Raw genomic sequence first — 20706 nt, 5'->3', positions numbered from 1 at the left:
ATTTCCAGGTCAGCCTCCCCACTCGTTTACCCTTTTATCCCACGAGATCGTAGGGATAATCATATGTATATCAAGGACTTCATCGCTGCAATGGAGGAGGTTGCACCATCCAGCCTTGCCGAAGAGTATGATGAAAGCAGGATCGGTCTCATTGTCGAGGGGAGAGACGAGATCGAAGAGGTCTGCTGTGCACTCGACGCCACAGAGAAGGTTGTGAACGCCGCGGTACGCACCGGTGCGGATATGCTGGTCGTCCACCACACCCCCCTCTGGAGACCGGTAACGTCGATCAGGGGGGCAACATCACGCCTCCTCTCGGCCCTCCTTTCTGCCGGTATGAACCTCTACGTGATCCACACAAACTTCGACCGTGCCGAAGGCGGTGTAAACGACGTCCTGGCATCCCGGCTCGGGCTATCAGGAACAGAACGGATGACCACCGGCATCGTCGGCAACTGCTCTCTTGACCCGGGAGGGATCGCCCGCCTCCTCCCCGGTGGAGGGATCCGGGTCTACGGCGAGGTAGGTCTGATCCGGCGACTCGCGGTCGTCGGTGGTGCCGGGTTTGACCCCGACCTGATCCAGGAGGCCGTAGATCTTGGGGCAGAAGCCTTCCTCTCGGCGGAGTTAAAACACAGCGTTGCCCGTGCATCGCCAATCCCCTGCCTTGAAGCCACCCATTACGCCCTCGAGGCACCGGCCATGGAAGCCCTTGCATCCCACATGGGCTGGCATTATATCCCGGATCCACCAGATGTAGCGATAGTTCCATGAGTGATATATGGCAGGATATCGAGCGAGAGGGGGCGCTGACACCGGAACTGCGCACCTGCATCGAGCGCGTCTACGGAGAGCGTGGTCGAAAGGCACTTATGGCAGTTGATGAGGGTCAGGTAAAACGCTACCTTGACTTTTTCATCGTGGTCGGGCGCAGCAGCGAGTATGTTGTCGAGGACGATTTCTGCACCTGCAGCGACTTCCTCTTCAGAGGACGGGAATGCTGGCATATACTTGCGGTGAGGATCGCCGAAAGAACGGGACTGTATGAATCCTACGACCTGTGGTATCAGGATACGTCAACTACCCCGCCCTGAAGGGCGGGGCTCGCCTCCCTAAGAGGCTTCAGGGGTGGTTGACAACACCCCACTGTCCCGAAGGACAGTAAAGCGGTTCCGAATGTTGATCGCGGCATTGATGTCACTGTGATCGGTGTGACCACAGTGCGGGCAGGTAAAAGAATGACGAGAACGGTTTCCAGGCAACCCACATCGAGAGCATATTTGAGAGGTATACGCAGGATCAATTCCAACGGCGATGCCTTTCCCGGCTACTTTGTAGGTAGCGAAGGTTCGAATCATGCCTCCGGGCCACACAGAAAGACGGCGATTCAAAGATTTGGAACGTTTCTTAGACTTCTTTCTCTTATTCGAGAACGAGAGGTCTTCGAATACGAGCACGCAGTTCTGAGGAGCCCATTCAATGAGATGCCTGGACGCACAATGACAGAAGTCCCGGGTTCGCCGCGATCTCTTGAGCGACAGCCGTTTGAGGACACGAACAACACTTCTTGTGTTCTTTCCCTCTGCCTTCTTCGCTTCAAGTTTGACCTGAAGCCGAGAAACGGTCTTGCGCGTTCTGATGGTGAGCACTTTTCTGTGCAGCCCCGTGATAAACAGAGTTCTTCCATCGGCGTCTACTGCAACGATAGCGTTGGTCTCGTTGAGATCTACACCTGCCGGGACGATTCCTGGCATGTCCGGGACTTCCACTGTTATAGCAACATAACCAATGAGACGGCCTCCGCGAACTGTAACGACAACACTATTGATCTCTTTAGCCGACGCGAGAGTTTCCTGGAACGCTAGTGGCACGGAGTATTTGAGATGCTTTCTACCTGCAACCGTCCATATCGACAGAGTTCCATCCTTTCTGAAGGATGCGTCCCGCCCTTTTTTCCCAATGAGAAAGAGAGCGCGTGGAGTCTTCCATATAAACGGGCGACTGATCTGATGCCCATTTTTTCGAGCCGCTACATATGCCCCGGCAGTGAGCCTGATAGCAGTACATGTAAGTTGGCTCGAAATTACACCCTTGTCGTTGCATAGACTGCTTTGTGAAGACGGAGAGCATTGAGAGGCTTGCCAGAATTATATGCAGTTGGAGAAATCTGATTGCAGACTTCAGTGAACGTATCAAGCGTTTCACGGAGATCTGGATCTGGTTCGATGATTATCTGCACGGTCTTCTGGATAAGCATCGATCTATTGGTATCACTAAGTGTATAACTATATATCGTATTAGTGGAGGTGAAACGCGCAATTCCTCCCCACCCTAAAGGGGGGGCCCCCTTGCGCAAAGAGAGTGGAAACCTTGAACAGCGCATACGAACAACTATATCGGTCACAACCCTACATATCTACGCTGCGTGATTTTCAATGCTCGAGGATGAATATACGCTCGATTACTTCCGGTCACAGGGGTTTGTGCGGAAGGTCTGCAAGGCCTGCGGATCAGCTTTCTGGACACGGGACCCCGAGCAGGAATTCTGTGGAGACTCCCCCTGCGTGACATACGACTTCATCGGCAACCCGGTCTTTAAACCCCACACAGTTAATGAGATGCGGGAAGCATTCCTCTCGTTCTTCGAGCGGCATGGTCACACACGCCTCGAACGATATCCAGTCGCCGCACGCTGGAGGGACGATATCTACCTGACCATTGCATCCATCGCAGATTTCCAGCCGTTTGTAACAAGCGGGGTCGTTCCCCCCCCAGCAAACCCGCTGACCATCTCCCAGCCCTGCATCCGTTTAAACGACCTTGACTCTGTCGGAAGGTCAGGTCGTCATCTGACGCTATTTGAGATGATGGCGCACCACGCCTTCAACACCCCCGAGAAACAGATCTACTGGAAAGATGAGACCGTCGCCCTCTGCGACGAGTTCATCGCCTCGATCGGTGGCAACCCTGCCCGCGTCACCTACAAGGAGCACCCCTGGTACGGCGGCGGAAACGCCGGTGCGTCCGTGGAGGTGCTCACCGGCGGGCTTGAGGTCGCGACGCTGGTATTCATGAACCTCGGACGGCAGAAGACCAATCAGCCTCCCGTAGAGGTGGGTGGGGAACTTTACTACCCCATCCGACTCAGGATCGTGGATACCGGTTACGGGCTCGAGAGGTTCGTCTGGGCATCGACGGGTTCACCGACGATCTACGACGCTGTATTTCCGGATATGGTGAGTCGACTGATGCAGTCGGCCCACCTGGAGAACCTCCTCGATAACCCAGAGTTCGCAAAGATAATGGGGCTCAGCGCCAGGTTCGCCGGCGTGATGGATATCTCAGGGACGAACCTCCACAAACTCCGACGGAAGGTTGCCGAGGCCATCAATGTGCCGGTGGAGCGCCTGGAGCGGATTGTCACTCCGATCGAGAAGGTCTACGCGATCGCCGACCACACCCGCTGTCTCGCCTACATGCTTGGCGACTGCATCGTCCCCTCGAACGTTCGTGAGGGTTACCTTGCGCGACTGGTGCTCCGGCGGACGCTGCGGATGATGAACGACCTCTCAATGGACGAGGAACTCGCTGACCTGGTGGAGGCGCAGATGGAGATCGTGGGGAAGGATAACTTTGAGCAGGACGTGGACGTTGTGATGGAGATCGTGGAGAACGAGGTGGAGCGCTACTCCAGCACCCTCGAACGTGGGGCGCGGATCGTCCAGAAGATCGCCAGGAACTACAGGGCAAAGAGTTCGAGGGTCCCTCTCCAGGAGGTTATCACGCTGTATGACTCGCACGGGATTCCGCCTGAGATGGTAAAAGAGGTCGCTGCCGCCGAGGGTGCAGTGGTCGAGATCCCGGACAACTTCTACTCCCTGATCGCCCAGAAGCACCTGGAATCTCAGAAAGATTCTAAAGTGGAGGACACTCTGGCGCCCTACCGCGAGCGGGCAGCGAGTCTGCCCCCAACCAAGAAACTCTACTACGATCTCACCACCGAGGTCGAGTTCGAGGCGGTGGTGCTGGACTACTTCGATGGAATGGTGGTACTCGACCAGACACTCTTCTACCCTGAGGGTGGCGGCCAGCCATCCGATACGGGGACTCTGGTAACACCCGATAACGTGGTGCGGGTGGAAGAGGTGAGAAAACTCGACGACGTGATCCTCCACCGTGTCACAGGTGGCACCCTCAAGCGAGGAGAGCGGGTGAAGGGCATGGTGGACGAGGAACGCCGGTTCTCGCTGATGCGCCACCACACAGCGACACACGTCCTTCTGTATGCCGCAAAGAAGGTGCTCGGCGCACACGTCCACCAGGCCGGCGCTCAGAAAGGGAGCGAGGTCTCGCGCCTGGATATCCAGCACTACAAGCATATCACGCCTGAAGAACTCCAGAAGATCGAGATCGAGGCGAACCGTATGGTCATGGCCGATCTTCCGGTCATTATCAGCGTGGAGGAGAGGACAAAGGCCGAGCGCAAGTACGGCTTCGACCTCTACCAGGGCGGCGTCCCACCGGGCCGGGAGATCAGGATAGTCAGGGTCGGTAGCGACGTACAGGCGTGTGCGGGGACGCATGTCCGCTCTACCGGTGAGATCGGGCTGATCCGGGTCATTGGCGTAGAGCACATTCAGGACGGTGTCGAGAGGCTGGTCTTTTCGGCCGGTCTAGCCGCAGTGCGCGCCGTGCAAAATATGGAAAAACTTCTCCGGGCATCTGCTGACGTCCTGAGCGTCCAGCCCGAGAACCTGCCAGTGACGGTGGCACGATTCTTCTCGGAATGGAAGGAACAGAGAAAGGAGATCGATCGCCTCCGCAACAGGGTGGTTGAACTCGAGAGGCAGAACCTTGAGGGCGAGGTCGTGGACGGCGTCCGGGTTGTTGTCCGGCGGATCGATGCAACCCCAAAGGAACTCGTCGCGCTTGCCACGTCGGTGGCCGATGAGGGGGGGGTGGCGCTGATCGCGTCGGTCGACGGTGGTGCGAGGGTGGTGGCGACCTCCGGCAACCAGGCGGTGAATGCTGCCGATCTCGTCCGGGAGGCATGCGGTATACTCGGCGGAAAAGGTGGGGGTAAACCAAACCTTGCACAGGGTGCGGGTCCTGACACCTCAAGGCTTGAAGAAGCGCTCAGGCACGGCCGCGAGATGATTTTAGAAGCGTTACATGGCGAATGAGGTTGTAGTTCTTCAGCCGGGCGATGAACGGGCGCAGAAGATCGCCCGGGCAATGGCAAGCCAGACGGCAAACGCGATAATACAGGCGTTCAGTTCAGGGCCCCTGACATCGTCAGAGGTTGCCAGGCAGATGAAGATCCCGATCACCACCGCCACATACCACATCGAGAACCTTCTCGAGGCCGGGCTTCTCGAGGTCGTCGATACCCGCTGGAGCGAGAAGGGGCGCGAGGTTAAGGTCTATGGGCTCACGGAACAGGTGCTCATCATCGCTCCGCCGGTAAGCGATCTCCGGTCGGTCTTAAAGAAGTACACGATGCTATTTGCGCTGATAGTCCTTGCTACAGTCGGGCTCAGGGTCCTCCTCCCTGCTCTCCTGCCGCCGTCCCCCGATGCAGAACCCCTCCTCCAGAGGGCTGCGACCGAGACGGGTGAGAAGGTCTCGACGTTCGATGTCCCGGCAACCGGTGCTGCTGTGGCACCGCCGGTTCACGACCTGGTGATGGGATTCTTCTTCGGCGCCTGCGTGGTGCTGCTCGCGCTGCTGGTATACGAGGTATTCTACTGGTGGCGAACATCCCGGCGCTACCGTGAGCGTCTGGAGAAGGAGCAGGATATGTCAGACGAAACCCGGTGATGGGCGGGACCGAACCCCACGTATTTTCGCGCATATTACAGAGGATCTTTTCAGAATGTGTTGGTCCGGGGATTTTTATGCCAGAACTGGCTGCAACGGGGGTATGACTATATCACCAGATTATCAAACCATGATCCATGATCGGTAGCGCCCTCGGGATAGACCCGGAGTTCTTCTCCCTCTTCATAGTCCCGATCTTCATATTCTTCGCGCGCATCTGTGACGTCACAATAGGGACGATGCGGATCATCTTCGTCTCACGGGGGATGAAGACGGTCGCTCCCCTCCTCGGATTCATCGAGATCTTCATCTGGATCGTCGCCATAGGCCAGATATTTCAGAATCTCACAAATCCGATCAACTATCTTGCATACGCGGCGGGTTTTGCTACCGGAAACTACATCGGGATGATCATTGAAGAGCGACTGGCGATGGGGCTTGCGCTCGTCCGGATTATCACCCAGAGGGACGCTACCAACCTGATCGACTACCTCCGGGCTGCCGGATACGGAGTGACTGTTATAGACGCCCAGGGAAAATTGGGCCCGAGCAAGGTCATATTCTCTGTGATCAGAAGGAAGAATCTTCGCGATGTGGAGAACGCTATCCATCAGTTTAACCCCAGGGCGTTCTACTCGATCGAGGACGTCCGGCGAGCGGCGGAAGGCACTTTTCCGGCCTCTGTGCCAGGTCCAACGCCGTTCCGCCTCGGAAGGTTCATCCGGAAAGGGAAGTGAGCACAGGATCGGTAGCCTCCTCCAGATTTCACCATTCAGCCACCTTCTGAGTCTTCGTCTTCTGGTTAACGCCAGGTGTAATGGTCACCCCTGGCAGGAGTACACTCACAACAGCGGTATTTTTACAATTATTCAGAGATACCAGCACAATTTTCGTAAATAGGCCGTTCAGATCTGCTTTGCGAGACCCTACCCTCACCTGCCCGGGCATCGCGACAGATATTCTGCTCCCGGAGCACCATGGTTCAGTAACTCCACATAAGCGAAGGTTCGCTTTCTCCACCCCCTCGGGGGTGAGGGCACAGAACGGGGTGATTGCCAGGGAAGGCCGTGCCAGGGGGAGAGTCTCGCTGTGATACTCTGGATGCATTCCCGGACACTGTATCGAAGGGAGAATCACCCTTTTGGGAGGGGTTGACGGGGAAGGGGCGGAACGCCCCTGCCCCTGTCTTGACGTGTTACCGGGAACAGTATTCGCTGACCACCCCTGGTGGCCTGTGGCTTATGTCCGATCTGATTGGATATCTGGTGTATATCATGAACACTGGAAGAGAGGAAGGATCAAATAGGAAGGGTTATCCGTAAAAAAGCCGACAACCGCTAACCATCCATCGGAGACGGTTTGTAATGAGATCTTTTATAATCGGAATGGCGCTACTCGTTATATGCGCCGCCGTCCCTGCTGTATCGGCTCAGATCGGTGGGGATGAAGGATGGTATCGCGTCCACTGCAACATCGACGGTGCCGACGTCTACTTTGACGGCCGCTACCAGGGCACAACCTACGGGGGATCGCTTGATGTCCCGGTCTATGCAACCGGAACGCCATATAACACAATCCGGGTCGAGAAGAGTGGCTACCATACCTACACCGGCAGCCTCCCGACGAGTCCTGCGGCAGGGGAGACTGCGGACGTCTACGTGACACTTCAACCTGTTGAGACCGCCGGTTCGATCTACGTCACGTCGAGCCCATCAAGCGCTGCGATCTACTTAAACGGGCAGTATAAGGGTGTAACCCCGCTTACGATCCCTGACCTATCCCCGGGTACCTACTCCCTTGAGGCCGAGCACCAGGGTTACCAGTCCGATTCCTCCACTGTTACGGTCAGGTCGGGGCAGCAATCGAGCATTCAGTTCACGCTGACGCCGATTGAACGGTATGGCTCGATCAAGGTCACATCCAGCCCATCCGGTGCCTACGTCTATATGGATGGGAACTACAGGGGCGTCACCCCCCTGACCCTCACGACCGTCTCTGCCGGGAAACACACGATCGAACTCGATCTGGCCGGCTACTATGACTGGACGTCGAGCCTGAGCGTGAGTCCGGGCGTGACCAGTTCCATCAACGCCCGCCTCTCGCCGATCCCCTCCGAGACCCCCGGGGCAATTGACGTGGTTTCCTACCCGCCAGGGGCTGATATCTTCCTGGACGAGAAATACCAGGGCAGAACACCTTCGGCCGGGGTCTACACGATATCAAACGTCCATCCTGGCACCCATACCCTGAGGGCGTCCCTCTCCGGATACCAGGACTACACCACGTCGGTCGTGGTCAGTGCTGCAACCACAAGTCACGTCACCGCGACGCTCCAGCCCGGTCAATCGACCACAACGGGCTCGATCTCGGTCACCTCCTCGCCCGGCGGTGCCCAGGTCTACATCGATAACGTCTACCGGGGCGTCACCCCCCTGACCCTCGACGGCATTCCAACCGGAACCCATCAGGTCAGACTGGCACTCGCAGGTTACAACGACTACTCGACAACGGTGGAGTTAGGTGGCGGGAGTACCTCTTCAGTATCGGCCTCGCTCTCGCCCATCCAGACGCCAGGTACCGGGACAGCGCCGTTTGCTGCGATAGGCGCGCTCGCCCTCATCGTGTTCCTGGTCGCCCTGCGCCGGCGTGACTGAACCTCCTCACAAAACACTCAATTTTTCACGTTGATATTCGCGCAACGATCAAAATAGCCCGCGGTGAACGCCTTTTACGGAAAACACCCCCTCGCAGGGGGTGGGCAGTGGGTGGTGATTGGCAGGGGAAACCGTGACCGGGACGCAAGATCAGATCTCTCTTTGGGTCTAACCAGGAACCGGCGAAGTGCACTCTCCTCTCTCCGGCATAGTTTCCTCTCAAAAACCCGGTCACAACAAGATACAGATGAAAGGTCGGTCTGCGGCGATGAAGATCCTCCGGGGTCCGTCCCGCGATAGGTCGTAAAACCGGGTCACGGCTCGAAGGTGCCGGTTTGATACCCTTCTGATTACCACAAGTAATAATCAACACCTATAAATATTCCAGAATGAATATACGTTCATGGAAAAGTCCCTGGATCTCATCAATGCCCGGATACGCGAAGGCAGTGCACGTGTTGTCACCGCCGAAGAGATGCCGGCAATAGTCGACGAACTGGGAGAGGAAGGGGCACTGGAGGAGGTCGATGTCGTAACGACCGGGACGTTCGGAGCGATGTGCTCTTCCGGTGCTTTCTTCAACTTCGGGCACGCCGACCCCCCCATCAGGATGGAGCGCGTCTGGCTAAACGACGTGGAGGCATACGCCGGAATAGCGGCGGTCGACGCCTACCTTGGTGCAACCCAGCAGTCCGAGACCCATGACCGCCCCTACGGCGGTGCGCATGTTCTGGAGGAGTTTGTCTCCGGCAGCACCGTAGAACTTCGGGCAACCTCACACGGTACCGACTGTTACCCTCGCAGGAGCATAACCACGGAGCTTCTGCTTGAGGACATGAACCAGGCGATCATGGTGAACCCGCGAAACGCCTACCAGCGCTACAACGCGGCGACGAACGCAACGGACAGGACGCTCCACACCTACATGGGCACCCTCCTTCCCCACTGTGGTAACGTCTCCTACTCCGGTGCAGGAACCCTCTCGCCCCTCGTCAACGACCCGGGTTTCAGGGTCATCGGGAGCGGCGTTCCGATCTTCCTCGGCGGTGCCAGGGGGATGATCATCGGGGAGGGCACCCAGCACTCAGCGGGCACCGGGTTTGGAACCCTGATGGTTACCGGGGACTTAAAAGAGATGCGTCAGGAGTTCCTGCGTGCCGCGGTCATGAGCGGCTACGGGGTGACGCTTTATATCGGTGTCGGCGTGCCCATACCGGTTCTCGATACGGAGGTTGTCCGGAGCACCGCCGTCCGTGATGAGGATATCCTGACAGATATCATCGATTACGGCACACCCCGGCGTGACCGGCCGTCGCTTGCAAGGGTTAGTTATGCAGACCTGAAGAGCGGATCGGTCGAGATCGGCGGTGAGACCGTCAGAACCTCACCTCTATCCAGTTACCGGCGTGCGCGGGCGGTAGCGCGTGAACTCAAGACCTGGATCGAGACCGGGAAGATGGAACTTGCGCTCCCCACCCGCAGGATCGACCCGAAAAAGCGGTCAAAACCCATGCGCCAGACGGCCGTGACCCCCCGTGTCCGCGAGATCATGGACCGGCGGGTGATCAGCATCACGGAGGACGAGGATATCCGGGTTGCAGCAAAAAAACTCCTGAAAGGCGAGACAAACCACCTCCCTGTCGTGGACGCCAGTGGTCTGCTGGTCGGGATAGTCACCACATACGACGTCTCGAAGGCTGTGGTTAGTGACGGCCGGTTCCGGCAGGTGAAGGATATCATGACGCGGAACGTGATCAGGACGATGCCCGACGAACCTGTGGACATAGCCGCGCAGAAACTTGAGCAGAACAACATCAGCGCGCTGCCAGTGGTTGATGCCTCAAACAGGGTCGTTGGCATCCTCTCTGCTATCGATCTCGGTAAACTGCTCTCGGGGAGGCGGTGGAGATGAAACTCCTGCTGTCGTTCTCCCGGAAGGGTCAGCACGACCCCGGCAGGGAACCGGTAATCGCCCGTGTGGTAAAAGAGACCGGCGTCCTCATCAACGTCGAGAAGGCTAACATTGACTCGATGGCCGGCGAGGTGCTGGTGGACGTCCCTGACGGCGATGCTGACCTGATCCGGCGGCGTTTTGAGGAGATGGGTGTGTCCGTCCGGGTGGTGGTTGATGCCATCGTCCGGGACGAGGAGGAGTGCGTCGACTGCGGGGCGTGCATGAGCGTCTGCCCGCAAGAGGTTTTTTCCTTCGATCCCGAGTGGCGGCTATGCGTGAACGCTGAACGATGCGTCCTCTGCGGCAGATGCGTCCCGGCATGCCCGCACGGCGCTCTCTCACAGCAGGAATGATCCGGGAGCATTTCGAGTTCCGCCAGACGATCGCGACGATCCTCGCCGACGAACCGGGGCATATCGATGCTGCGAAGTCCGGGATGCTGGCCGCCCGCCGGGAGGTCGAGGATCAGATCGCCCGCGACCCCTTTTTTGCGGCGACGCTCGAACCGTATTCCCCCCAGGGCGCCGCAAAGACCCCGGCGAGCATGGTCAGTGCTGCCGCAGAGGCGGGTGTCGGGCCGATGGCTGCGGTGGCGGGCGCCATAGCCATGGCCGGTGTGGGGGCGATGATCGGTGTGGGGGCGTCGTTTGGTCTCATCGATAACGGCGGGGATATCGCCCTGGTGAGCGACCGCCCGGTCACGATCGGGATCTACGCGGGTGGATCGCCTTTGAGCGGGCGGATCGCGTTCCGCGTCCCGCCGCAGGACGAGATCCTGGGGGTCTGCACCTCATCGGCGACGGTGGGGCCGTCCCTCAGTTTCGGTATCGCCGATGCTGTGACTGTTTTTTCCCCTGACGTCGCCGTCGCAGACGCATGGGCAACGGCGATCTGCAACCAGATCACGGCGGAAGATACATCTGTCCTGGACAGACTGGACGGATCCGGTGTTACCGCGGTTCTTGTCATAATCGGGGATACGGTGATCCGCTGGGGCGACCTCCCGCCGGTCGTGCGGGCGAGGGTGGACGAACGGCTGATCACCGCTGGCAGGCAGCCGTTCTGATGTCCACGAAGTTCATAGAGACTCATCGATGTAGACGCCGATCCTCTCGTAGGCCTCCGGGCCGGTGAACCGTGCAAGTGTGGTCTCTCCGTCGGTCATGAGGATCACCGGTTCCCCGTTCTCCACCAGGAAGACCACCTCGTAGATGTCAACCTCTTCGATGACGATTCCGCGGGCAAGGTCTGAGGCGGCATGGAGCTGGAGTCTCTCTCTCGCCAGGTCTTCCGGGGTCTCCCGGAAGAAGTAGTAGAAGACCTGATAGGCGTTCAGGAGATCTGAAGAGATGAGCGCTTTAAGCGTCTCTTCATCAAGAGTCTCCAGCATCTCCGCCAGGAGTTCGTCGTCATCATCGCTTGCCTCAAACAGGGTATCGGCAAGTTCTGCAAGTTCTATGTAATCGACCATACCTCACTCCTCCCTGCATACGACCGGCGGGTGTATGAATAACTATATCGGTCTCGCCGGAAAAAAGAGTAGGTGTGCGTGAGGAGGATCTGGATTGGGCCGTATATCACGGGATTCCACAAACCGGCACCATAACGGTCGAAGATCTGATATCTGTCACCGGTTTTGAACCCGATGCGGTCATGGCATCGCTCGAACGTCTTGAGCACTATCTCCTGATACAGCGGTCGGGTGGGAGGATACGTCTTCTCTCCATCCAGGAATCGCTGATCGCGTGTCGGTCCCGCCACAGCAGGGTTGACCTCCCGTTCGTCATAGAGAACGGTGTAATCCGGGCTAAGAAGGAGTGAGCGGGATGCCCGAGGTAGCAGTCCTCCGGATAGGTCACCGCCCGGAACGCGACCAGCGGGTGACGACCCATGTCGGGCTTACAGCGCGTGCGCTTGGAGCCCGTGGCATGTATCTCGCGGCGGAAGACCGGGGGGTGGTTACGAGCATCCTGGACGTGGTATCCCGCTGGGGAGGTGACTTCTTCGTTGAGGATGGTGTGAAGTGGAGGCAGTGTATCCGGGACTGGAAGGCCTCTGGCGGCAGTGTTGTCCACCTGACGATGTACGGCCTTCCGATGACCGATCTTGTTGAAGAGATCCGCGTCCTTGACCGTGTGCTTGTCGTGGTTGGGGCGGAGAAGGTCCCGGGCGAGATCTACGGGCTTGCTGACTACAACGTATCGGTGACCACACAGCCTCACTCGGAGATCTCGAGTCTTGCTCTATTCCTTGACCACCTCTTTGAGGGTAAGGAACTCAACCGGGAATACCCGGACGCGCAGATCCGGATTGAACCGGCAAAAGCGGGTAAGAAGACGGTGGAACGGTGAAGCCGCGGGTGCTTGTTGCGGGGTTTGCGACGCGGCATGTGGCGCAGTCGGCATACCGGGCGGGGTATACCGTCTACGCCGTAGATCATTACTGTGATCAGGACCTCTCCTGGTACACGAGAGATTCACTGGCTTTCAATGAACTCGCCGACCTCCCTGACAGGATCGTTGAACTTGCATCCCGACACCCGGTTGACGCGCTGGTTGTCACCTCGGGTGCCGAGACCGTGGGGACGACGATCCCCCTCTACGGAACCCCTCCCGCAAAGGTGGAGCGACTGCTGGACAAACTTGAGATCCAGCGATTCTTTGAGGGGCTGGACGTTCCGGTCCCGCCGCTTGCCGATGGGCGGTTCCCGGCGATGGTCAAGCCGCGTCGTGGAGCAGGGGGCTGGAGGAACGCGGTTGTGAGGACAGAGGAGGAACTCCACCGCTGGGAGGAGGCCTGGCCAGACGTCCCCTACGTCGTCCAGACGCTCGTTGACGGTCTCCCCTCAAGCGTCTCCTGCATCACGGACGGCCGGCGTGCGCGGGCCATCGCAGTCAACCGCCAGATCCTGCGGGGTGAGGGAGAGAGTGCTCACGGGTTTGCAGGCTCGCTCACCCCGTTTTTCCACCCTCTTGCGGGGGAGATGATCGCTGTGGCGGAGAAGATTGCCGCTGCAAGCGGTTCTGTCGGTTCGGTCGGGATCGATTTTGTGGCAGGCGAGAGGCCGTGGGCGATCGAGATCAATCCCCGGTTCCAGGCAACCCTGGATACCGTTGAGATGGCGATAGGAGAGAGCGTCTTTGAGATGCACATGAACGCCTGCTGTGGGGTTATAGCGGCAATGCGGCCTCCTGCACGGCAGGTTGCGGTCAGGCAGATCCTTTTTGCAAAACGAGATATGCGGCTTGATGCCGATCTCTCTGACCTTGCACCCCGCATCGCTGACATCCCCTGGCCGGGAGCCGAGTTCGAGGAGGGTCAGGCATTACTGAGCGTCTACGGCCGCGGTAGATCGGAGGATGAGGCGTATGTCGACCTTGATAGGACACTCGCGCTCGTCAGGAGACGGCTGGGGGAGCAAAAGGGATAGTGTTAAGGTATGGAGGAGAGACTATGCAGGGTATCAAGACTTTTGTGTACACATACTTACGGTTAAACCGGGAGAGATTTTGAGTATGGTGTCTGTAGCCGAACTGCTGGATGATCCGGCGATCAACGCTTACCTACGGCGTATGATCGGAGATGATGGAATCGAGGTTCTCAGGAGGTTTCCAGGGGATGAGGAACACAGTGATGAGGAACTTGCAGAGATCACCGGGATCAACCTCAACACCGTCCGCCACACCCTCTACACTCTCTACGAGAAACGTCTTGCCGAGTATCGGCGGCTGAAGAACGTCGAGACCGGCTGGCTCACCTATCTCTGGCATCTCCGACTGGACCGCATTTATGACGTGATCGAGGAAGATCTCCGTGATGCGGTCGAGAAACTTGGCGCCCGACTCGCCTATGAGGAGACGAACGACTTTTACATGTGCAGGGACTGCAGCGTCATCTACACCTTTGCAGACGCGGCAGACTGGAGTTTTACATGCCCGAACTGTGACGCCACGCTTGAACACTTCGACAACGAACTTCTTGTAGCCGCCCTCAGAAAGAGGGTCGAGAAGATCAGGGAGAGCCTCGGGAGTGCGTGAAGAGGACTGTATCGCCCTCCTCCGGCAGGCGGGATCTTCTCCCGGAGTCATCGCGCACTGTCGGGCGGTGCGCGACCTTGCGCTCACCTACGCATCCGATCCCCTGATAGACCGTGACCTGGTCGAGGCCGGTGCTCTCCTTCATGATATCGGCCGCGGGGTGACGCACGATATCCACCATGCCGAAGTGGGTGCCGAGATCTGCCGGTCTTTTGGCCTGGATGAGGCGGTCGTCGCTATCGTCGAGCGGCATATCGGTGCCGGGCTGACGGCCGACGAATGTTCGTTGTTGAATCTTCTTCCTCGCGATTGCATTCCCCGGACGGCGGAGGAGAAGATCGTTGCCCACGCGGACAACCTGGTGAAGGGAACCCGTGTTATAACGCTCGATGAGCGGTTGTTGCACGCGATCGACCTTCCGGTGGGGCAGAGACGGCGAATATACAGGCTTGGACTTGAGGTGGAACTCTTCAGATAACCAGTTTTTTCACCTGCGGGAGCGCACGCAGGCGTTCGTAGACTGATGCCGGGATCCGGGGTTCATCCACGATCATAACGAGTCTTGGCTCTTCTGTGAGGTAGGGGTCGGTGACATAGATCTGCCGGATAGGCAGGTCATGATCGACCAGGACGCCGACCGCTGCGCCGACGATCCCTTTCTGGTGTGCGTCTTTTGGATAGAGCGTGATGACAGAGAGGCCGAGCCCCTCGGCAACCCCGGAGAGGTCGGGCACGGCCCGCATACGTGTAAAGATCTCCCGCAGTTCTGGTTTCTCAAGGATGCGGCGGGCGGTGGCGTCGACAACCCTGCGGTCGGTCTCTATAGCCCTCCCTATGTGTGTGGCCGGGATCTCGATGCCATTGCAGACGATGCGGCCTTCTTCGTTTATGCCAAACCCGTTCTCAATCAGGAAACGAACCACCCTGCTCTGTGACGGCGAGTCGGCAAACTCCTGTGAGATGTCAGCCCACATGGGATGATCTTGTAACCGGCTGCATATATATGCACCGATGACGATCATGGTGCGTTATGGTACATATCCGTTCGGGAGCGGTCTATGCAGGTTGCCGGGGAAAAAGAGGGTTTTTCAGATATTTTCCAGCCTTTTGTCTACCGTATCCCAGTTCACAACGTTCCAGAACGCATCGATGAACTGTCCCCGGTTGTTCTGGTAGTCGAGATAGTAGGCGTGTTCCCAGACATCGAGCACCATCAGGATCCTGAACGAGGGGTAGACGTTGGTGTTGTGTTTCTCGATCTGCATTATGATGGGCCGATCGGTTATGGGGCAGCAGGCGAGGGCAGCCCAGCCCGACCCCTCGACGCTTGCGGCCGCTTTTGTAAACTCGGCCTTGAACCGGTTGAAGGAACCCCATTCTCTCTCTATAAGGTCGGCAAGGGCGCCGCCGGGTGTCCCGCCACCTCCCCTCCCGGCCGGCGCCATCGTGGGCCAGAAGAGGGTGTGCAGGACATGACCGCCGATGTTGAACGAGAGTTCCTTCAGCAGCGCTTTCATGTCGAGTTCGGCGCCTTCCTGCCTCGCCTTCTCAAGTCTCTCAAGGTTGGCGTTCGCCCCCGTCACGTAGCCCTGGTGGTGTTTGTCGTGGTGGATGCTGATCTGCTCTTTTGATATTTGTGGCTCGAGTGCGTCTGCCGCATAGGGCAGCGGCGGAAGTTCGTATTTCCGTTGGGTTGTCATCATCTCTACAGCCATGGTTATCGATCGTTAGATGGGAGGCGATCTATTTTATGGTGTCGGTGCTCTCGCTGCCCGGCGCTGTTTACCCTCCCACTTGGATGATCCGGCCCGGGCACATAGCGCTGACTTAAACTGGAGGTAATCTCGTGAATTTGGCGGGAGCCCCGGATGGCGTCTCTTCGGATAGGAGGTGGTGTGGATTGGATTGAGTGTCCAAACATCTCCGCATAGCTCTACCAGGGTGAGTCCGTAGTTCTGGGGGTGTCATCATCACGCATCGCCTCTTATACTGGATATCGTCATCAGGCCAGTTCCGACAAAGCCTATATAGCAGCGGGGTTGAGTCTTGAGACAGTGAACCTCCCCGGGAGACCCGCCGCCGGCGATGCCTATATAACGCTTCTCGGACGCTCGACATGGGCGCTTGTAAACGCGTATCACGCTGTGGTGCGGGAGAGAGGCCTGCGTCCTGAACAGGTCGTTATCGTCACCGAAGAGCCGTATGCAGAGGCGGCGTCCATCGCGGCGGTAGCGGTCGGTATAGTCTCGGAGGGGTATGGTTTCTCTCCGGCCGTCCGGGTGGAGATCCTGCCTGAAGCAGATTTCGTCCGGTCGGGGCAGACGATCCGCTCTCTCGCAGTCGACTTCATAGAGCAGGGGTATGACGCCGCGATCGACATAACCTCCGGCAGGAAGGTCACGGTCGCCGGGGCACTCGTCGCGCTCTCTGTTGAGGGGGTTGATATCCGGCACATCTACTACCTGGCCATGAAGACCACCGATGATATCGCAAAGCCCTACATGATGATCCCGCATCAGGTTCAGAGGATCCACGACCTCGTCGAGGACGCAGGGGCGATTTCAGCATGAACGACCTCATAATAAGGGAGGACGAACTCCAGGTTCTCATCAACTTTATCGACGAGGTTCATCTCTCATACCCGCTCTACGAGGGGGAGATCCTGGTTGCGCGCCCGGAAGGAACCGGGTTTTCGCTTCAGGTGCCTGCGACGCGCGAGACTTTCCGCGACTGGCTTGCTGCATATGAACCGATTGCAGCCGAACTTCCATCTTATGCCGACCTTCAGGAGTGCGTGTTTGCAGCCGGCATCGCCCGCTACACCAACCAGGCCGCCTTCGATGCTATGCTTGTATCCTACAGGAGCCTCAAAAAAGCTGTCTATTTCGGCCTGGATACAAACCTCTTCTACCACGGGTTTGCATCGAACAACCCCGGGATCGACCCTGCCTCATACCTGATCGTTGAGACAGTCCGCGACGAGATCTCATATGCCGTCAACCGGAAGTACCGGTCAGAGATGATCGAGGAGATGATAGCACTGGCGCCGGAGTGGCGGAACCATCTCGCAGAACTTGAGAACAAACGGATGAAACGCTCCCGGAAAGCGGCCTATCTGGCGCTGAAAGAGTATCGCTCCGTCCGCGACCGGGCAACGGAGATCCCGGCGTCGGGGCCGCACACTCACCTTGCAGAGGAGAACGACCGTAACATCGTCCGGGCGCTCCGGAAGTTCGAGGAGGAACGCTACGCTCTTCCGGTTCTCCTGACCGCCGACATCTACATGGTCGACCTCTGCATGACAGAGGGGCTTGAATATTTCTACTTTGACCGCCCATACAGACTTGAGGCAACAACCTGCACGGCACCGGCGTTCCGGCGACTGCTCTTCAACATCGCTGCCGTCTTCGGGTTTGTAGACTGCAACGGGTTCACAATCTTCGGTGAGTATGGCGGAAAGGGTAACGATATCGACGAACTGAAGATCAGGTTCCGGGACGATGAGGTATACCATGCATGCAGGCGGGAACTTGATATATGCAGGAGACTTGCAGAACTCGGCATTACGCGGTAGAGGCTGTCCTCTGCGACATGGACAACACCCTCTTTGACCTTGTTCGAGCAAAGCGTGAGGCGTGCCGCTCTGTGATCGACTACCTGGGGGAAGGCGACCCCGAGACCCTCTTTTCGCAGTTCCTTAGGGGGGTTCACGGGTTTGAGGACCATGAGAACATAAGTGATTACCTCCACGATCTCGGGATCTACGATGGGGAGGCGTTCGAGGTCTGCTGCCGCATCTACGAGGACGTCAAACTCGATCTGGTCGAGGCATACCCGGGCGTCGAGGAGACGCTCCAGAGCCTGCGGGACGGCGGGATTGGGCTTGCTGTTGTGACCGATGCGGAGTCTTTCCAGGCACGGCGACGGCTTGAGAAGACCGGGCTAATAGATTACTTCGAGACGATCGTGACACCGGATCTCTCCGGCAGACGGAAACCCGAACCTGACTCTCTCATCTACGCCCTCCGCCGACTTGGTGTGGCGCCGAGAGGGGCGATGATGGTTGGCGACAGCGCCGTACGCGACATCGCGCCCGGACGGCGACTGGGGATGGTGACCGCGTTTGCCGCTTACGGTGACTGGCGAGAGAGCCGCGTGGCGGATGTCGGGGCGGATATAATACTCTCGGAGTTTGCACAACTCAGAAGATTCCTCAGCATACCCGGGAAAGGGTAGACCCCCTCAGTAGAGCGGGGTGGGCGACTGTGCCCCATCCACCGGGAGGCGCGCCCCCTGCACCAGGATCTGCTGGTCGGTCTCAGCCACCTTCCCGAGGATGATCCTCTTTCCCGCCGGTGTCATCGCAAATACCGGGATGGATGTGCCTGCCTGGAGGAGCGCCTTCTTTGCAGCCACATCACGTATATGCCGCGATGCGCAGGCGGTGATCAGGTCGGCGGCCCCGGCCAGCGCGACTGCGTCCTCTCGTGATATCCCGGTGGTGTGGACGGCTACTATAAAAGCCTCCGGAAACCCTTCCCGGATGGTCGCCGCCTCTGTGGCATCGGCGGTGGTCACTGCGACCCGGCGGTGGCCGAGGTCTCTTGCCAGCGCGACACCGGCGGCCTGGTCTATCGTGGCGGTCGCCGTGTCCAGGACCACCCCTCCGTTCTCCTGTATCCGCGCGATCACTTCAGGGATCGGGGATGTCTTCACGAGTCCGGACATCCGGCCGCCGATCCCCTGGATGAGGGCCGGGTTCGTCGCAACGATCGTCCCTGCCCCGTCAGAGACTATCACTGCGGCGTCCAGGTCTCCCCTGCGCACGGCGCTGCTGAGGAGTTCCGAGGCTCCGAAGATGACAAAGTCCGGCCCGGCGAGAACCTGCCGTTCGGGGGTACACATGCCAAATGTTCTGATCCGCGCTTCGATGTTGCGTTTTATCGCCTCCGGTGTCATATCCTCGACAGGGCAGGCAAACCGCCGCGCCAGAGGGCAGTCATGGATGACGGGTCTTCCGACCTCGACGACCTGGCCGTTCCGGATCACAACCTGGCATCTTCCGATGGCTTCTATGATATGTTCGTCGTGCTTGCTCATACGGAGATCTGGGTCGGGGAGAGAATAATGGTGCGCTACGGGGGGTCAAACTACTTATCGGGTGACCCCACCATCTTGATGGAGGTAACTCATGCTACGTCAGCGGCAGGGGTGGTGATTGGACGTGGGCAGGATCTGTAGCCAGTTCATCGTGATAGAGTGCAGTCGGCAGTGCGGCTTCTCCCGGATCTACAACGAGCCGACAGAAGAGGTGTTTCGCGAGATAACCGCGATGACGACCTGTCCTGATTGCGGTGCGCCCGTCCGGCGGAGATCCTTCTGAGGGGGACGCCATGCCCGGGACGCGCTACTGGGAGATCGATCTAGCTCGAGGTGTTGCCGTGGTGACGATGATCATCTTCCATTCGGCCTTCGACCTCAACTTCTTCGGCGTTCTGCCGCTTGAGGTCTCCGGGGGGTTTCTCTGGCTGCTCGCCCGTCTGACCGCATCGACTTTCATCTTCCTGGTAGGTCTCTCCTTTACGATCAGTTATGCCCGCGCCAGGCGGCATCTCGCCGGGCGTGATCTCGCGCTTAAATACATCCGGCGCGGTCTGCTCATCTTCGGTTGCGGTCTGGTAATAACCGGTGTAACCTGGCTGCTCCTGCCCTCGGTCTGCATCGTCTTTGGGATCCTTCACTTCATAGGGGTCTCGATCCTGCTTGCACCTCTCTTTGTCCGGATGGACGCAAGGAGACTCGTCGTTGCGAGTGTGGCATGTTTCATCGCAGGTTACGCCGTAACTCTCGTCAACGGCCCCTGGCCTCTCCTCTGGCTCGGCATCCATCCGGCATCCTTTGCGAGTCTGGACTACGTCCCGCTGTTTCCATGGTTCGGTATCGTCCTTGCCGGGATGGCCTGCGGGCATACATTCTACACGGATGGGAGGCGCGGGTTTCGGGTCAACGACCCGGGGCCGGCGGTATCACGACCGTTCGAGTTCCTGGGTCGGCACTCGCTCCTCATTTACTTCCTCCACCAGCCCCTGATCCTGGTTCTGATCGCGGTTCTCGCACCGGGGGCGGTGGAGTTCTTCGGGTGAGGGAGGGGACGTGGAGGACGCATGATGCGATGGGGGGAGGGACGGGTAGTTTTTCGCAGAGAACCCGGGAGACTCTCCTCCTCCGCTGCACCATAATG

Annotated in this window: 25 protein-coding genes; 19 read left to right on the top strand and 6 right to left on the bottom strand. The window is 58.5% G+C overall.

Annotation, left to right across the window (positions count from 1 at the left end; translation table 11 throughout):
- The first annotated feature begins 63 nt into the window (after positions 1-63).
- Positions 64-774, top strand: coding sequence for a Nif3-like dinuclear metal center hexameric protein (locus tag QMC91_RS07115; protein ID WP_300237167.1), 711 nt, complete (start codon positions 64-66; stop codon positions 772-774).
- The gene (locus QMC91_RS07110; RefSeq protein WP_300237165.1) at positions 771-1094 is read left to right on the top strand and encodes an SWIM zinc finger family protein; all 324 of its coding nucleotides are present in this window, start codon (positions 771-773) and stop codon (positions 1092-1094) included. The genes QMC91_RS07115 and QMC91_RS07110 overlap by 4 nt, the downstream gene beginning before the upstream one ends.
- A gap of 18 nt (positions 1095-1112) precedes the next feature.
- Here QMC91_RS07110 and QMC91_RS10010 read toward each other — a convergent pair whose 3' ends face one another.
- Complete coding sequence (locus tag QMC91_RS10010; protein ID WP_366944387.1) at positions 1113-1871, bottom strand: transposase; 759 nt, start codon at positions 1869-1871, stop codon at positions 1113-1115.
- Between the two features lie 212 nt (positions 1872-2083).
- The gene (locus QMC91_RS07100; protein WP_300237162.1) at positions 2084-2257 is read right to left on the bottom strand and encodes a hypothetical protein; all 174 of its coding nucleotides are present in this window, start codon (positions 2255-2257) and stop codon (positions 2084-2086) included.
- A 178-nt stretch (positions 2258-2435) separates the two neighbouring features.
- Between QMC91_RS07100 and alaS the strand changes: the two genes are divergently transcribed.
- From alaS to QMC91_RS07065, 7 genes are all read left to right on the top strand, one after another.
- Positions 2436-5183: an alanine--tRNA ligase gene (gene alaS / locus QMC91_RS07095; protein ID WP_300237160.1), complete on the top strand. Its 2748-nt coding sequence runs from the start codon at positions 2436-2438 to the stop codon at positions 5181-5183.
- Positions 5173-5820 carry a helix-turn-helix domain-containing protein gene (locus QMC91_RS07090; protein ID WP_300237158.1) on the top strand — a complete coding sequence of 216 codons (648 nt, stop codon included), beginning with the start codon at positions 5173-5175 and terminating at the stop codon, positions 5818-5820. Before alaS ends, QMC91_RS07090 begins: the two co-directional genes overlap by 11 nt.
- A 137-nt stretch (positions 5821-5957) precedes the next feature.
- Positions 5958-6557 (top strand): DUF2179 domain-containing protein, encoded by a 600-nt coding sequence (locus QMC91_RS07085; protein WP_300237156.1) that lies wholly within the window; start codon positions 5958-5960, stop codon positions 6555-6557.
- 648 nt (positions 6558-7205) lie between these two features.
- Entirely contained in the window at positions 7206-8474 is a 1269-nt protein-coding gene (locus QMC91_RS07080) for a PEGA domain-containing protein (protein WP_300237154.1), read from the top strand.
- Between the two features lie 403 nt (positions 8475-8877).
- The gene (locus tag QMC91_RS07075) at positions 8878-10386 is read left to right on the top strand and encodes a homocysteine biosynthesis protein (RefSeq protein WP_300237152.1); all 1509 of its coding nucleotides are present in this window, start codon (positions 8878-8880) and stop codon (positions 10384-10386) included.
- Positions 10383-10781 (top strand): 4Fe-4S binding protein, encoded by a 399-nt coding sequence (locus QMC91_RS07070; RefSeq protein ID WP_300237150.1) that lies wholly within the window; start codon positions 10383-10385, stop codon positions 10779-10781. Before QMC91_RS07075 ends, QMC91_RS07070 begins: the two co-directional genes overlap by 4 nt.
- Positions 10778-11494, top strand: a complete 717-nt coding sequence (locus QMC91_RS07065; RefSeq protein ID WP_366944386.1) for a UPF0280 family protein — start codon at positions 10778-10780, stop codon at positions 11492-11494. Before QMC91_RS07070 ends, QMC91_RS07065 begins: the two co-directional genes overlap by 4 nt.
- Before the next feature lie 12 nt (positions 11495-11506).
- Here QMC91_RS07065 and QMC91_RS07060 read toward each other — a convergent pair whose 3' ends face one another.
- Positions 11507-11899: a hypothetical protein gene (locus QMC91_RS07060; protein WP_300237146.1), complete on the bottom strand. Its 393-nt coding sequence runs from the start codon at positions 11897-11899 to the stop codon at positions 11507-11509.
- Between the two features lie 74 nt (positions 11900-11973).
- Between QMC91_RS07060 and QMC91_RS07055 the strand changes: the two genes are divergently transcribed.
- The 5 genes from QMC91_RS07055 to QMC91_RS07035 all read left to right on the top strand — a co-directional run bounded on the left by QMC91_RS07055 (position 11974) and on the right by QMC91_RS07035 (position 14943).
- Complete coding sequence (locus QMC91_RS07055; RefSeq protein WP_300237144.1) at positions 11974-12249, top strand: MarR family transcriptional regulator; 276 nt, start codon at positions 11974-11976, stop codon at positions 12247-12249.
- A 5-nt stretch (positions 12250-12254) separates the two neighbouring features.
- A complete protein-coding gene (locus QMC91_RS07050; RefSeq protein WP_300237143.1) occupies positions 12255-12779 on the top strand; it encodes a tRNA (cytidine(56)-2'-O)-methyltransferase in 525 nt (174 codons plus the stop codon).
- Positions 12776-13858, top strand: a complete 1083-nt coding sequence (locus QMC91_RS07045) for an ATP-grasp domain-containing protein (protein ID WP_300237141.1) — start codon at positions 12776-12778, stop codon at positions 13856-13858. The genes QMC91_RS07050 and QMC91_RS07045 overlap by 4 nt, the downstream gene beginning before the upstream one ends.
- A gap of 85 nt (positions 13859-13943) precedes the next feature.
- Positions 13944-14465, top strand: a complete 522-nt coding sequence (locus tag QMC91_RS07040; RefSeq protein ID WP_300237139.1) for a transcription factor — start codon at positions 13944-13946, stop codon at positions 14463-14465.
- Positions 14458-14943: an HDIG domain-containing metalloprotein gene (locus QMC91_RS07035; RefSeq protein ID WP_300237137.1), complete on the top strand. Its 486-nt coding sequence runs from the start codon at positions 14458-14460 to the stop codon at positions 14941-14943. Before QMC91_RS07040 ends, QMC91_RS07035 begins: the two co-directional genes overlap by 8 nt.
- Here QMC91_RS07035 and QMC91_RS07030 read toward each other — a convergent pair.
- Both QMC91_RS07030 and QMC91_RS07025 read right to left on the bottom strand, forming a co-directional pair.
- Complete coding sequence (locus QMC91_RS07030) at positions 14936-15439, bottom strand: regulator of amino acid metabolism, contains ACT domain protein (protein WP_300237135.1); 504 nt, start codon at positions 15437-15439, stop codon at positions 14936-14938. The two genes, QMC91_RS07035 and QMC91_RS07030, sit on opposite strands and share 8 nt — an antisense overlap.
- Positions 15440-15553: 114 nt before the next feature.
- Positions 15554-16180: a superoxide dismutase gene (locus QMC91_RS07025; protein WP_300237133.1), complete on the bottom strand. Its 627-nt coding sequence runs from the start codon at positions 16178-16180 to the stop codon at positions 15554-15556.
- A 324-nt stretch (positions 16181-16504) separates the two neighbouring features.
- Here QMC91_RS07025 and QMC91_RS07020 point away from each other — a divergent pair, with 324 nt between their 5' ends.
- The 3 genes from QMC91_RS07020 to QMC91_RS07010 are packed head-to-tail and all read left to right on the top strand — an operon-like array spanning position 16505 to position 18701.
- Entirely contained in the window at positions 16505-17035 is a 531-nt protein-coding gene (locus QMC91_RS07020; protein ID WP_300237131.1) for a hypothetical protein, read from the top strand.
- Positions 17032-18039, top strand: coding sequence for a hypothetical protein (locus tag QMC91_RS07015; protein WP_300237129.1), 1008 nt, complete (start codon positions 17032-17034; stop codon positions 18037-18039). The genes QMC91_RS07020 and QMC91_RS07015 overlap by 4 nt, the downstream gene beginning before the upstream one ends.
- The gene (locus tag QMC91_RS07010; RefSeq protein WP_300237127.1) at positions 18003-18701 is read left to right on the top strand and encodes an HAD-IA family hydrolase; all 699 of its coding nucleotides are present in this window, start codon (positions 18003-18005) and stop codon (positions 18699-18701) included. The genes QMC91_RS07015 and QMC91_RS07010 overlap by 37 nt, the downstream gene beginning before the upstream one ends.
- A 6-nt stretch (positions 18702-18707) precedes the next feature.
- Here the strand turns inward: QMC91_RS07010 and QMC91_RS07005 are convergent, their stop codons facing one another.
- Positions 18708-19565 carry a methanogenesis marker 8 protein gene (locus QMC91_RS07005; RefSeq protein ID WP_300237125.1) on the bottom strand — a complete coding sequence of 286 codons (858 nt, stop codon included), beginning with the start codon at positions 19563-19565 and terminating at the stop codon, positions 18708-18710.
- A 124-nt stretch (positions 19566-19689) separates the two neighbouring features.
- Between QMC91_RS07005 and QMC91_RS07000 the strand changes: the two genes are divergently transcribed.
- Entirely contained in the window at positions 19690-19848 is a 159-nt protein-coding gene (locus QMC91_RS07000; protein ID WP_300237124.1) for a hypothetical protein, read from the top strand.
- Positions 19849-19858: 10 nt separating this feature from the next.
- Positions 19859-20608: a heparan-alpha-glucosaminide N-acetyltransferase gene (locus QMC91_RS06995; RefSeq protein WP_300237122.1), complete on the top strand. Its 750-nt coding sequence runs from the start codon at positions 19859-19861 to the stop codon at positions 20606-20608.
- Positions 20609-20706: the final 98 nt, after the last annotated feature.

This window comes from Methanoculleus sp. (assembly GCF_030019085.1).
Classification (GTDB): domain Archaea; phylum Halobacteriota; class Methanomicrobia; order Methanomicrobiales; family Methanoculleaceae; genus Methanoculleus.
Note: the sequence above shows the minus strand (reverse complement) of the source record. Positions and strands in the feature narration are given on the sequence as shown.